Here is a 13656-nt window from a genome sequence, read left to right as displayed (position 1 = left end):
GGCAGGGAAGCCGGGCGCTTCGCCTGTCGGACGCTTCGCGCCCGACCCGGCCTGGCACCGGGCAGGACCTGTATGCCTGGGGGCGGGTTGGGATCTTGGTTACGTCGCGTTCAAAGGCACGAAAGGTCGCTGGCGCGACCATCGGCGCTTCGCCTGTCGGACGCTTCGCGCCTGGCCCGGGCTGGTGCCGGGCAGGACCTGTGTGCCTGGGGGCGGGTTGGGATCTTGGTTATGTCGCGTCCAGGGGCATCGGGCCGCCCGGCTACAGTGAGCGCCGTGAGCGATGCCGAGCGCTGGATCGTGGTCGTCGAGGAGCCGTTCCTTCCGGCGGATGCGGGCGGGCGGGTCGAGACCTCGGGCTTCCTGACCGCCGCGTCGAACGCCGGCATCCGCATGCAGGTACTCGTGCCCGCCAAGGACGAGCTCGACGTCGAGGCATATGAGGCGGCTTTCCCCGGCACGGCGGTGATCCGGCTGCAGCGGGACACCAGCCCGCTCGCGCACCTGCGGGGGCAGCCCTACATGTACGCCTCCCGGCCGGTCGGGCCGCTGCGCCGGGCGCTGATGACGACGCCACCCCGCGCCGACGCCGTCATCAGCTACAGCTACCGAACCGCGCATCTGGGTGAGGAGATCGCCAGGATCTGGCGGCTGCCGCACCTGGTGCGGGCGCACAACGTCGAGTCCGAGTACTTCAAAGTGCTCGCGCGCAGCTCGTCCGGCCCGCGCGCCGCCGCCTACGAGCTGGAGTACCGCAAGCTTCAGATCGCGGAGCGGTCGCTGCACCACTCGCCGCTGGTGACCGCGATCGCCGACATCTCGGTGGAGGACCACGAGTGGCGGCGGGAACGGGCCAGCGTGACGACCTTCCACCTCCCGCCGTTCCTGCCGCTGAGCGCGCTCGCCCCCGCCCACGGCGCGGCGGCCGGGACCGCGCCCCGGCGCCGGCCCGCGACGCTGGTCTTCGTCGGCTCGCTCGACACGCCCACGAACATCGAGGGTCTGCGCTGGTTCGTCGACCACTGCTGGCCGGGGGTCCAGGCACGCTTCCCGGAGGCCGTCTTCCGGGTGGTGGGCCGCAGGCCGGAGCCCGGGCTCGCTGACTGGCTGGGGGGTGTCGCCGGCGTCGATCTGCACACCGACGTCCCGAGCGTCGACGAGTACCTGGCCACCGCGATGGTCTCGGTGAACCCGATGCGGTCCGGTTCGGGAGTCAACATCAAGGCGATCGCGGCGATGGCGGTCGCCACCCCGGTGGTGAGCACCCGGACCGGCAGCCGAGGGCTGAGCTGGGAGGCGGGCACCCACCTGCTCGTCGCCGAGGAGCCTGCGGCGTTCGTCGACGCCGTGTGCGGCCTGCTCGCCGACCCGCAGCGGGCCGAGGCGCTGGGCCGGTCCGGCCGCGCCTACGCGCTGCGCAACCTCGACCACACGACCCTGATCCAGCGCATCCGCGCGCAGGTGGCGGCGCCGAGCGGCGGCTGAAGTCCGCCGCGGCCGGGCGGCGCGTCCCGTCCCGTGAGTGGCGGCCCCGAAGTGTCCGCCAGAACGCGAGCCAGGGACCGCGAATCCGCGGACAGATCGGCGGTCCGGCCCATCCTCGGTCGCCACTGCTCCTGGACTTGTCCGTCGATACGCGGGCCAGGGACCGCGCTACCGCGGACGCTTCACCGGCACCGGCACCGGCGCGCGGGCAAACCTTCGCTGAGGCGGCACTAGACGAGCGCGTGGAAGCGGTTCTGGGCCGGCTCGAGGCCCTCGGTGACCAGCGCCTCCACGGCATCGGCCGCCCGGTCGACCAGGAAGGGCAGCTCCTTGCGCTCCGCCGGGGCGAAGTCGCGCAGGACGAAGTCGGCCGGGTCCATCCGGCCGGGCGGGCGGCCGATCCCGAACCGGACGCGCAGGTACTCCCTGGTCCCCAGCGACGAGGTGATCGACCTCAGGCCGTTGTGCCCGTTGTCGCCACCACCCCGCTTGAGCCGCACCGCGCCGAACGGGATGTCGAGCTCGTCGTGCACCACGATCACCCGAGACGGGTCGACCTTGAAGAAGGCGCGCAGCGACGCCACCGGCGGGCCGGAGACGTTCATGTAGGAGCGGGTCCGGCCCAGCACCACCGAGGCCGGGCCGAGGCGGGTCTGCGCCGCGTCCGCGCGGGCCTTGTGGGAGCGCAGGCGGGCACCGTGCCGTTCGGCGAGCGCGTCCAGTACCAGGTAGCCGGCGTTGTGCCGGGTGCCGGCGTACTCGGCCCCCGGGTTGCCCAGCCCGATGACCAGCCAGGCTCCGCTGTCCTCGCCCGCCATCCCGCCGCCGTCCGTCTCGTGTGCCGTCTCGTGGGTCTGTCAGGGCAGCCAGGACTCCTGGCTGAGCCCGTCGGGCCTAGGAAGCGGCTTCCGCCGACGCGGCCTCGACGGTCTGGCCCTCGGCGGTCTCGCCGAGATCGGCCTCCATCTGGGCCGCGGTCGGCTTGAGCAGCGCCTGCACGACGACGGCCTCCGCGTCGGTCTCGAGGGCCACGCCGCGCGGCAGCGCGAGCTGGCCGGCGGAGATGCTCGAGCCGGGCTCGAGGCCGGCGACGCTGAGCTCCAGCGAGTCGGGGATCGACGTCGCCGGTGCGCTCACCGACACGGTGGTGTGCTGCTGGTCGACGATCGCGTCCGGGTGGGCCTCCCCGACGATCGTGACCGGGACGTCGACCGTGACCTTCTCGCCCCGGCGGACGAGGACCAGGTCGACGTGCTCGAACGTGCCCTTGATCGGGTGACGCTGCACGTCCTTGGGAAGCGCGAGCTCGGTGCCGTCACCCAGGTCGAGGGTGAGCAGGACGTTGGTGCCGGCGTCGGTCTTGAACGCGTGCAGGAGCTCTCGGTGTGACAGCGCGACGTGGCGCGGCGGCTGGCCGTGACCGTACAGGACGGCCGGTACCTTGCCGGCCCGACGGGTGCGACGAGCGCCGCCCTTCCCGAATTCGGTGCGCGGCTCCGCGACGATGCGGACCTCGGACATGGCGGTGCTCATCCTCTCACTGCTTGCTCAGCTGCTGACGGATCTGAGCGACGGGGCGGTGCCGATGGGCCGCGGGCAGACAAGCCAGCTGGCGGGCCGACCGGCAAGCCAGCTCACAAGCCAGTCGTAGGCACCACGGACGTCACCAGGATCGCGGCTCTTCACAGTACCGGACCCATGCCGCCACGCCCCGCCCCGCCCCTGGCACTTCCCGTGGTTCCTTGTTCCCGGAGGACCGACGTCCAGACGGCCACGCCGGCCAGGCCTCCACGAGAGGCGCCGGGGCGGGCCGGAAACGGACGGCGGCGCGGAACCGGCACACAAAGGTACACAACCGGCGACCACTGCCAGGCGCCGCGATCCCGCCCGGCTCGCGGCCCTCGCGGCGGCCCTCGCGGCCCGCGACCCGTCCGGCCTGGCCGTCCGCGGTGGCCGCCCGGGCCTGGCCGCTACCGCCGGGCGGCGGGCGGGCGCCCGGCCACGCGCAGCACGGTCCTGGCCAGCCCACGCGCCTCGCGGTCGGCCACCCGCGCCGGATGCACCGTCGGCGGGTCGAGGACGGCGTCGACGAGGGCCTGGGGGCTGTGGGAACGCAGCACCTCCACCCTCGGCAGCGCGAACCTGGTCCGCGGCGACGGCCAGGGGCGGGACTCCCGCAGCGCGAACGCGGCGGTGTACCCGGCCGCCCTGGCCCGCGCGCGGACCCGCCGGTCGTGGTGGCCGTAGGGGTAGGCGAACAGCCGGGGTGCCGGCAGGCCCAGCGCCGCCAGGTCGGCGCGCGGGCCGGCCAGCTCGGCGCGCAGGGCGTCGTCGTCGAGCATCGGCAGGTGCTGGTGGCTGCGCGAATGCGCGCCGACCTCCCAGCCGTCCTCGTGCAGCGCGCGCAGCCCCGGCCCGTCGAGCAGCGGCAGCTGGACGGCGCCGGTCCGGGCGTCCCAGCTGTTGGTCCCGCCGATCTCCCCGGTGACCGCGAACACGATCGCCGGGATGCCGAGGCGGCGCAGCACCGGCGCGGCGTGCCGGACGAGGCTGACGTAGGCGTCGTCGAAGGTGAGTACCAGAGACGGCTCCTTGCACGGCTGCCCGTCGAGCGCGCCGATCAGCTCGTCGGCGCCGACGAAGCGCAGGCCCGCGCTCAGCAGCGCCTCGAGCTGCGCCTCCAGCGCCTCCGGCGGGACGGCGTAGTCCCCGATGCGCGGGTCCGCGACGTCCTCCACGGCGTGGTAGGCGAGCACGCACGGGAGCTGGCCGGGACCGGGCCGCAGCCCCCCGCCGGTCGCCACGCCGGACCAGTAGTGGCCGTCTCGCAGCGACGCGAGCGCCGCGATGGTGGCCCGGTCGGTGTGCCCCGCCTCGACGCGGCCCAGCACGCCGCCCACGGCGCCCTTGACGACCGGCCTGGGCAGCCGGCCCCCGACGCGCGCGGCCGCCCGCGCGGCGCGGCCGCGCGGGGTGTGCCCGTGATGCTCGGTGGACAGCTGCTCCCCCAGGCCGGGGTGCTTGCGCGACAGCGCGGCGTCGGCCAGCCCGGCCTGCCGCCACTGGCGCAGGTACTGCGTGGGCGTCACCCGGTAGAGCTGGTGGGAGACGGCCTCCGGCACGAACCGGGCGCGGGCGCCGGAGCGCAGCAGCCGGTAGAGGAAGTCGGTGTCCTCGCCGCCGAAGGTGCCGCCCGCGGTGAAGCTCGCGTCGAAGCCGCCGACCGCGTCGAAGACGGAGGCGCGCACGGCGAGCTGGCCGGTGAGCAGGTCACCGAGGGACAGCTGGCCGCCGGTCCTGGCCAGCCGGTCGCGGCGCAGCTCGGCCCAGCGGCGCAGGCCGTCGGTGAGCGGGCCGGCGGGGCTGTCCGGGTGCACCGGGATATGCCCCACGGCCGCGTCCACACCGGCGCCGTCCAGCGCCCTGTCTAGCTCGACGAGGATCGCCGGATCGACGATCATGTCGTCGTCGAGGAACAGCAGGTACTCACCGCGCGCCTCGGCCGCGCCCCGGTTGCGCGCGCTGGCCGCGCCGGCGTTGCCCTGGGTGACCACCCGCAGCGGTAAGGGCGACGCCCGCGGGCCGGGGGCCGAGAGCCCGCGCAGCGCGTCCGCGGTGCCATCCACCGAGCCGTCCACGACGACGATCAGCTCGCACGGCCACGGCCGGGCGGTCCGCCCGAGCGCCTCCACGGCGCGCAGGACGACGTCGCGTCGGTTGTACGTCGGCACCACGACGCTGAACCTGTAGGCGCCGGGCGTCCGGCTGTCGTGCTCGGTGCGCGGCTCGGCCACCAGCCCCTCCGATGCGTCGGGCCGCGCCTGGGTGGGCGGTCGAGCCGGTGCCCCGAGCCGGCCCGGCGCCACGCGCGAGACGTCCGCCTCACCCGCGACCGTGGCCGGCTCCTGCCTCGAGGCGACGCCCCGCGCCGCGGCGGCTGCATGGATCATCTACATGGATGTCGTCGATGGGCAACGCTAGCCGGTCGGTCGGGCGGGCGGGCGTCGCCGCGATCGGGACACTCCTCCCGAACCTACCGAGCCGGGCGGGGGCGGGCCGCGTCACGTCACGGCCGGATAGGTTCTTCAGGCAAGGTTGGCCGTCCAGAAGGAGCCCGAGCTGTCCACCGAGCTGTCCACCGGACCCGCGCGTCCGCGCGCCGCGGTCACCGTCCGCGCGCCGGCCAAGGTGAACCTGCATCTGGGGGTCGGGCCGCGCCGCGCCGACGGCTACCACGAGGTCATCACGGTCCTGCAGGCCGTCTCGCTGTACGACGAGCTCACGGTGACCGCGGTGGCGCCGTCCCCCGGCACCGGTCCGGCGTCGGCCGTCGAGGTCACGGTCGAGATCACCGGCGAGGGCGCCGCCGCGCCGGGCTCCCCCGGCTCGGCGGACGACCCGTCGGTGGTGCCCACCGGGTCCGACAACCTCGCCGTCCGGGCCGCGCTGCTGGTCGCCGAGACCGCCGGCCTGAGCGGTGAGCGGATCCACGTCGCCATGACCAAGGGCATCCCGGTGGCGGCGGGGATGGCCGGCGGCAGCGCGGACGCCGCCGCCGCGCTGGTCGCCTGCGACGCGCTGTGGGGAACGGGGCTGTCCGCGGACACGCTCGCCGGGCTCGCCGCCCGGCTGGGCAGCGACGTGCCGTTCCCGCTCACCGGCGGCACCGCGCTCGGCGTCGGCCGCGGCGAGCGGCTGTCGCCGGTGCCGAGCGTCGGCGAGTACCACTGGGTGTTCGCGCTGGCCGACGGCGGGCTGTCCACGCCGGCCGTCTACCGCGAGTTCGACCAGGTCGACGACGGCCGGACCGCGCCCACCCCGGCCGACGAGGTGCTGGCCGCCCTGACGACCGGCGACCCCCAGGCGCTGGGCGCCGCGCTGCGCAACGACCTTCAGGCGCCGGCGATCCGGCTGCGCCCCGCGCTCGGCGACGTGCTGGCCGCGGGCCGCGAGCTGGGCGCCGTCGGCGCGCTGGTCTCCGGTTCCGGGCCGACGACCGCCTTCCTCGCCCTCGACGCCGCCCACGCCGCCCGGCTGGCCGCCGGGCTGGCGGCCAGTGGCCTGGCCCGCGCCGTTCGCCAGGCCGTCGCTCCCGCTCCCGGCGCGACCGTCCTGGGTTCCTAGCGGGCGTCCTGGGTTCCTAGTCCTAGAGGGCGTTCCGGGTTCCTAGCGGGCGTTCCGGGTGTCCGATCCCGGCATCGGCCGGGATCGACCCCGTGCCCCGGCCGGCTTGGGGCACGGGGCGTCCCTGTGGGGCCACGGATCCGGTGATGGGCGGAATCGGTTACCCAAGGTCGGTGGCTTTTCCTCAGCCGGTCTGCTCGGAGAGCTCCAGCCAGCGCTCCTCGAGCGCCGCGATCTCGGTCTCCAGGTCGCCGACCTGCCTCGTGAGGCGCAGGACGCCCTCGTAGTCCGACGGATCGTGCTCGGAAAGCTCCTTGTGGGTCTTCGTCACCTGAGCCGCCAGGCGGTCCAGCCGGCGCTCGGCCGCGGTGAGCTCCTTCTGCGCCGCCCGCAGCTCGGCGCCGGACAGCCGCGGCACCCCCGCCGGCGCGGGCTTCGCCTCGGCCGCGGTCTTCCCCGGCCCGGCCGCCCGTGCCCCGGCCGCGGCCGGGTCGCCGACGGAGGCGGCCCGCAGCCGCAGGTACTCGTCCACCCCACCGGGCACGTGACGCAGCCGGCCGCCGAGAACCGCGTACTGCTGGTCTGTCACCCGCTCGACGAAGTACCGGTCGTGCGAGACGACGATCAGGGTGCCCGGCCAGGAGTCCAGGACGTCCTCCATCGCCGCGAGCATGTCGACGTCGAGGTCGTTCGTCGGCTCGTCGAGGATCAGGACGTTCGGCTCGGCCAGCAGCACGAGCAGCAGGTGCAGCCGCCGCCGCTGGCCACCGGAGAGGTCCGCGACCCGGGCCGACAGGTGCTCACGGGCGAACCCGAGGCGCTCGAGCAGCTGGGCCGGAGTCAGCTCCCTGCCGTCCACGACGAAGGTCGCCTTCGTGCGCGCGAGGACCTCGCGGACCCGGTCGCCGGCGACGTCGTCCAGCTCGCGCAGCTCCTGGTCGAGCACGCCGACCCGGACCGTCTTGCCGGTCCTGACCACGCCGGAGTCCGGCGCGACCGTGCCGGCGATCAGCCCGAGCAGGGTTGACTTGCCCGCGCCGTTCGCCCCGAGAATGCCGGTGCGCTCACCGGGCGCGATCCGCCATTCGACGTCGCGCAGCACCGTTCGGCCATCGAAGGCGACCGACACGTCCAACAGGTCGACCACGTCCCGGCCCAGGCGCGCCGTCGCCAGCCGGGACAGCTCGACCCGGTCGCGGGGCGGCGGAACGTCCGCGATGAGCGCGTTCGCGGCCTCGATCCGGAACCTCGGCTTCGAGGTACGAGCCGGCGCGCCCCGGCGCAGCCAGGCCAGCTCCTTGCGCATCAGGTTCTGCCGCTTGGCCTCGGTGGCCGCGGCCTGCCGGTCGCGCTCCACCCGCTGCAGGACGTATGCCGCGTAGCCACCCTCGAACGGCTCGACGATCTGGTCGTGTACCTCCCAGGTGGCGGTGCAGACCTCGTCGAGGAACCAGCGGTCATGCGTGACCACCAGCAGGCCGCCGGCGGAGCGGGGCCACCGGCGCTTGAGGTGGTCGGCGAGCCAGGTGATGCCCTCGACGTCGAGATGGTTCGTCGGCTCGTCCAGGACGATCACGTCCCAGTCACCGGCCAGCAGCGCCGCCAGCGCCACCCGGCGGCGCTGACCGCCGGACAGGGTGCCGACGGTCGCCCCCCATGGGACGTCCGCGACCAGGCCCGCCATGACGTCGCGGACCGCCGCGTCGCCGGCCCACTCGTGCTCGGGGCGGTCACCCACGACCGCGTGGCCGACGGTCACGGCGGGGTCGAGGGTGTCCGCCTGGTCGAGCACGCCCACCCGCACGCCGCCGCGGCGGGTGACTCGCCCCGCGTCAGGGGTGACCCGTCCGGACAGCATCCCCAGCAGGCTGGACTTGCCGCCGCCGTTGCGGCCCACCACACCGATCCGGTCGCCCTCGTTGACGCCGAGCGTCACCGAGTCGAAGACGACGCGGGTCGGATATTCCAGATGCAGGGCTTCCGCGCCGAGAAGATGGGCCACGCTTTCAGGGTATGGGCGCGGCCCGTCCTGTCGGTCAGCCGGCGTTGGCCGGCTCGGGCTCGGGTTCGGGCGTGGCCACGGACAGCTTGGCGAGACGGTCCTGGGTCGGCCAGCGCACGTCGCGGACGAGCCGGGTCAGTTCCATCGTCTTGATGATGTAGAAGCTGGTGTCGACCTGCCACGGCTTCACCCCGTGGCGGGCCGACGTCGGCTCGGCGTGGTGCAGGTTGTGCCAGGACTCGCCCATCGACGGCAGGGCCATCCACCAGACGTTGCCGGACCGGTCCCGGGACTTGTAGGGGTGGTTGCCCGCGACGTGGCAGATGCTGTTCACCGACCAGGTCGTGTGGTGCAGCAGCGCCACCCGGACGAGGCCGCCCCAGAAGAAGGCGCGCAGGGCCGCCTCGAACGAGCCGCCCCACAGCCCGCCGATGAGCGCCGGCAGCGCGAGGCTGACGAAGGCGCAGACGCCGAACCAGCGGCTCACGACGCGGATGTCGCGGTCGTCGAGCAGGTCGGGCGCGTAACGGCGCTGGTCGGTCTGCTCGACGTCGAACAGCCAGCCGACGTGCGCGTGCCACAGGCCCTTCGTCAGCGACCGGAAGCCCGGGCCGTAACGCCAGGGCGAGTGCGGGTCGCCGTCCTTGTCGCTGTAGGCGTGGTGGCGGCGGTGGTCGGCGACCCACCGGATGACCGGGCCCTCGATCGCCATGTTGCCGAACACCGCGAGCGCGATCCGGACCGGCCGGGAGGTCTTGAAACCCCGGTGGGTGAAATACCGGTGGAAGCCAACGGTCACGCCGTGACCGGTGATGGCGTACATGAACGCGGTGATGGCCACGTCCTGCCAGGTGATCCAGTGCCCCCAGAGCAGCGGGACGGCCGCGACCACCGCCGCCAGCGGCACCAGGATGATGGAGGCGAGCGTCAGCTGCTCGGCACGTGCCTTGAGCATCCAGCGCGGCGCGCTGGTGTGCTCGCTCCGGGTGGCCTGGCCCGCGGGCCCTCGCTGAACGCCCCGTGGACGGGGGCTCGTCGGCTGCACCATGTCGCTAGCGGTCATCACGGCATCCCGTCCGTCGCGGCAGGTCCACACAGCTGGTCCTCTTCGGCTCACGGTAACGGTCCAGGAGGTGTACTGGTGCCATTGACGGCAACCACGACGCAAACTCTTTCGGTCCCCTTGTGGCCTCTTACTACCCGTCCCACGGCCGGTTACCGCTCGCCCAGAGATTCGTCCACGTCGTGACGTTGTGTACCCAACCGACACTGGTACCCCCGCGCCCGCCGCCGAAGCCGTGTCACCACTCCCAGTGCCCTAATCCCCCGGAGGTCCAACCCGGAAGCGGGCACTCGGACACCGGACCCCGGACGGACATCCGGCGCCCGGCCCACCACCGCCTCCTGATCGGCCCGCGGGCCCGCGGCGGGCCCGCGGAAACCCCGCAAGATCGAATTCATCGTCGGGGCGGGCGGCTCCCGGCGTCACTCCCGAAAACCGGCACCCCGAGACGGGAAACCGTCGAACGGAACGCGCCGCCGCAAGCCGTGCCGCGGGCGTCACCCCGTCCAAACCAGCCGACACCAACGGAAAATCACGCCCACTAACCCGACCGCCAAGATCCCACCCGGGTCCGCCAGGGCCGTACGGCGCCCGGCCACCCAAACCGACGAGACCGAGGAACGCGGGGGTCGACCCGGACGCCACGGGCGAAACCCCTGGCGCGGGCTCCGGGGCTCGGCCCAGAGCAACCTCGGCCCGGAGCGACATTGCGGCCTTCGGCGAAGCCGCCCAAAGGGCGGCGCGCAAGATTAGGCCAGTCCGGCTCCGCCGCCACGACTCGAACGTGGACTAAGAGAACCAAAATCTCCTGTGCTGCCGATTACACTACGGCGGACCGCGAAAACAGCAGAAGTCTACCATCGACGGATCGGGGCGCGTCGAATTCCCGCGTCCATATGCCGATGCCGGACGACGGCTCCCGGCCCGGCGGCCACCACTTCCGGGCGATCTCGATATCGCCGCCGCGCCGGTGCACGGCCGCCGAAGAAGATCGTCGAGGCGCGGCGCGGCCCCGGCCATGAAGCGGCCGTAGTGGGGCACGGGTAGGGTGAGTGCGTCGGCGGGAGCGCGGGTTGGGCACGGAATCGGGCGGTGTCCCGGGCTGAGGCTGACCAGGGGGAGCACGGCTCCTGGTCGCTGTTCCGGCGCCTGCCCATGACGGCATCGGGCCCTGCCCGGATGATGATCACAGCGGGAGCGCGCGTGACCCAGGCACGGCTGGCGGCCACCATCGTCCTGGCGGCAGGCGCCGGGACGCGCATGCGGTCCACCACCCCCAAGGTTCTGCACCGCGTCGCCGGGCGGACCCTGCTCGACCATGTCCTCGCCGCCGCGGCTCCGCTGGGCGCCGAGCACACCGTCGTCGTCATCGGGCACGGCAGGGACGCGGTCGCCGCGTCCCTCGACGGCCGCCCGGGCACACGCACCGTCGTCCAGGAACGCCAGGGCGGTACCGGGCACGCGGTGCGGGTCGCGCTCGGGACTCTCGACGGCCTGCGGCCGAGCGACCAGGTCGCCGTGCTGCCCGGCGACACCCCGCTGCTGACCTCCACGACGCTGTCCGCGCTGCTCACGCCGCACGTCGAACGCAACGCCGCGGCGAGCGTGCTCACCGCGGTCGTTCCCGACCCGACGGGCTACGGCCGCATCGTGCGCGACGCCGCCGACGGGTCCGTCCGGGCGATCGTCGAGCAGCGGGACGCCAGCGAGGCGGTGGCGGCGATCCGTGAGGTCAACGCCGGGGTCTACGTGTTCACCGTCGGCGCGTTGCGGGCCGCGCTGGGCCGGCTCACGACGGACAACGCGCAGGGCGAGGAGTACCTCACCGACGTGATCGGCCTGCTGGTCTCCGACGGCGCGGCCGTCGCGGCGCACGTCGCCCCCGACGCCGGCGAGACGGCGGGGGTCAACGACCGGGTCCAGCTCGCCGCCGCCGGCGCCGCGCTGCGCGACCGGCTGGCGAGGGCGGCGATGCTCGCCGGGACGACGGTCGTCGACCCGTCGAGCACCTGGATCGACGCGGATGTGACGTTCGAGCCGGACAGCACGGTGCTGCCGAACACCCACCTGCGCGGTCGTACCCATCTCGCGGCCGGCAGCGTCGTCGGCCCGGACTGCACGCTGACGGACACCGTCGTGGGCGCCGGGGCGACCGTCGAACGCAGCACGGCCGCCGGGTCGCGGATCGGCCCCGGAGCGAGCGTCGGGCCGTACGCCCACCTGCGGCCCGGCACGCGGCTCGGCACGGACGGCCGGATCGGCGCCTACGTCGAGACCAAGGCGGCCGACATCGGCGCCGGGACGAAGGTGCCACATCTGGCCTACGTCGGCGACGCGACCATCGGTGAGCGGTCGAACATCGGTTGCGGCACGGTGTTCGCGAACTACGACGGGGTGCACAAGCATCGGACCGTGGTCGGTTCGGATGTGAAGATCGGGAGCGACACCGTCCTAGTGGCCCCCGTCGTGGTCGGCGACGGCGCCTACACCGGCGCGGGGGCGGTGGTCCGCGCCGACGTCCCGCCGGGCGCGCTCGCGATCACCGAGGGTCGTCAGCGCACGGTCGAGGGATGGGTGGAGCGTTCCCGGCCGGGAAGCGCGGCGGCCACCGCCGCGCGCCGGGCGCACGAGATTTCGGCAACAAATGAGGTACACGAACCGTTCGATCCGCTCACGGTGAACTAGGCCACATCACTCCCGCTCCACCCTGGAACACTGGCAATCCCGGGCCCGGCCACGGAACCTAGAGGGCTGGTTGGGGTCCTCATGGGCCGCAGGTGACGTCAAGGAGAAACGCGGTGGGCTACCAGACGGACAACCGACGCAACCTGATGCTCTTCGCGGGCAGATCCCACCCGGACCTGGCCGCCGAGGTAGCCGACCAGCTCGGCGTCCGCACGGTGCCCACCAGCGCCCACGACTTCTCCAACGGCGAGATCTTCGTCCGTTTCCAGGAGTCCGTCCGCGGCTGCGACGCGTTCGTGCTGCAGGCGCACTCGGCCCCGGTGAACACCTGGCTGATGGAACAGCTGATCATGGTGGACGCGCTGAAGCGGGCCAGCGCCAAACGGATCACCGTCGTGGCGCCGTTCTACCCCTACGCACGGCAGGACAAGAAGCACCGCGGGCGGGAACCGATCTCGGCCCGGCTGGTCGCCGACCTGTTCAAGACCGCCGGCGCCGACCGGCTGATGTCGGTCGACCTGCACACCGCCCAGATCCAGGGCTTCTTCGACGGCCCCGTGGACCACCTGTTCGCCCTGCCGCTGCTCGCCGACTACATCGAGAGCAAGGTGAACACCGCCGAGGTGACGGTGGTCGCGCCGGACTCCGGCCGGGTGCGGGTCGCCGAACGCTGGACGGACCGGCTGAACTGCCCGCTCGCGATCATCCACAAGCGCCGCGACAAGGACGTCCCGAACCAGGTCAAGATGTTCGAGGTGGTCGGCCAGGTCGCCGGGCGCACCTGCGTCATCGTCGACGACATGATCGACACCGCCGGCACGATCACCAAGGCGGCCGAGGCGCTGAAGGCCAACGGCGCCGGCACGATCATCGCCGCCGCCACCCACGGGGTGCTGTCCGGGCCGGCGATGGACCGGCTGAAGAACTCCTTCATCAGTGAGGTCGTGCTCACCAACACGCTTCCGCTGCCGGCCGACGCCCGGATCGACAAGATCACCGAACTGTCGATCGCTCCGCTGCTGGCCGCCGCCATCAGGGAGGTCTTCGAGGACGGCTCCGTCACCAGCCTCTTCGGCGGGGATGCTTAGTTTCTGGTTCGCTCCGTCCGGGCACGGCCCTCCGGCCCCTTGCTCGCTTCGCTCCCAAGGGACCTCCGGGCCGTGTCCTCCTCCGCTCACGTGCGCTGCGGCGACCTCCGCTGCGTCCCCCTACTTCGCTTCGCTCGTAGGGGGACTCCGCGCAGGCACGCCTCCGCGCCAGCTCGGTCACGAAATTCCCGACGGATCCGTCCCGGGCT

9 protein-coding genes and 1 tRNA gene are annotated in these 13656 nt (G+C 73.5%); 4 read left to right on the top strand and 6 right to left on the bottom strand.

The window, feature by feature from the left end:
- The first annotated feature begins 276 nt into the window (after nucleotides 1-276).
- Nucleotides 277-1485, top strand: coding sequence for a glycosyltransferase (locus tag I6A81_RS06865; RefSeq protein WP_203004987.1), 1209 nt, complete (start codon nucleotides 277-279; stop codon nucleotides 1483-1485).
- Between the two features lie 230 nt (nucleotides 1486-1715).
- Here the strand turns inward: I6A81_RS06865 and pth are convergent, their stop codons facing one another.
- The 3 genes from pth to I6A81_RS06850 form a co-directional block, all read right to left on the bottom strand.
- The gene (pth, locus tag I6A81_RS06860) at nucleotides 1716-2303 is read right to left on the bottom strand and encodes an aminoacyl-tRNA hydrolase (protein WP_203004988.1); all 588 of its coding nucleotides are present in this window, start codon (nucleotides 2301-2303) and stop codon (nucleotides 1716-1718) included.
- Nucleotides 2304-2379: 76 nt separating this feature from the next.
- Nucleotides 2380-3006, bottom strand: a complete 627-nt coding sequence (locus tag I6A81_RS06855; protein ID WP_203004998.1) for a 50S ribosomal protein L25/general stress protein Ctc — start codon at nucleotides 3004-3006, stop codon at nucleotides 2380-2382.
- Nucleotides 3007-3455: 449 nt separating this feature from the next.
- Nucleotides 3456-5435, bottom strand: a complete 1980-nt coding sequence (locus I6A81_RS06850; RefSeq protein WP_203004989.1) for a glycosyltransferase — start codon at nucleotides 5433-5435, stop codon at nucleotides 3456-3458.
- Nucleotides 5436-5604: 169 nt separating this feature from the next.
- Between I6A81_RS06850 and I6A81_RS06845 the strand changes: the two genes are divergently transcribed.
- Complete coding sequence (locus tag I6A81_RS06845) at nucleotides 5605-6609, top strand: 4-(cytidine 5'-diphospho)-2-C-methyl-D-erythritol kinase (protein ID WP_203004999.1); 1005 nt, start codon at nucleotides 5605-5607, stop codon at nucleotides 6607-6609.
- Between the two features lie 184 nt (nucleotides 6610-6793).
- On the opposite strand, the gene I6A81_RS06840 is transcribed toward I6A81_RS06845, so the two are convergent.
- From I6A81_RS06840 to I6A81_RS06830, 3 genes are all read right to left on the bottom strand, one after another.
- A complete protein-coding gene (locus I6A81_RS06840; RefSeq protein WP_203004990.1) occupies nucleotides 6794-8611 on the bottom strand; it encodes an ABC-F family ATP-binding cassette domain-containing protein in 1818 nt (605 codons plus the stop codon).
- Nucleotides 8612-8645: 34 nt separating this feature from the next.
- Entirely contained in the window at nucleotides 8646-9674 is a 1029-nt protein-coding gene (locus I6A81_RS06835) for an acyl-CoA desaturase (RefSeq protein ID WP_203004991.1), read from the bottom strand.
- Nucleotides 9675-10437: 763 nt separating this feature from the next.
- Nucleotides 10438-10509, bottom strand: a tRNA-Gln gene (locus I6A81_RS06830).
- Between the two features lie 368 nt (nucleotides 10510-10877).
- Here I6A81_RS06830 and glmU point away from each other — a divergent pair.
- Both glmU and I6A81_RS06820 read left to right on the top strand, forming a co-directional pair.
- The gene (glmU, locus tag I6A81_RS06825; RefSeq protein WP_203004992.1) at nucleotides 10878-12359 is read left to right on the top strand and encodes a bifunctional UDP-N-acetylglucosamine diphosphorylase/glucosamine-1-phosphate N-acetyltransferase GlmU; all 1482 of its coding nucleotides are present in this window, start codon (nucleotides 10878-10880) and stop codon (nucleotides 12357-12359) included.
- A 113-nt stretch (nucleotides 12360-12472) separates the two neighbouring features.
- Nucleotides 12473-13447, top strand: a complete 975-nt coding sequence (locus I6A81_RS06820) for a ribose-phosphate diphosphokinase (RefSeq protein ID WP_203004993.1) — start codon at nucleotides 12473-12475, stop codon at nucleotides 13445-13447.
- Nucleotides 13448-13656 lie beyond the last annotated feature (209 nt).

It is taken from the genome of Frankia nepalensis, from assembly GCF_016786325.1.
GTDB lineage: Bacteria > Actinomycetota > Actinomycetes > Frankiales > Frankiaceae > Pseudofrankia > Pseudofrankia nepalensis.
Note: the sequence above shows the minus strand (reverse complement) of the source record. Positions and strands in the feature narration are given on the sequence as shown.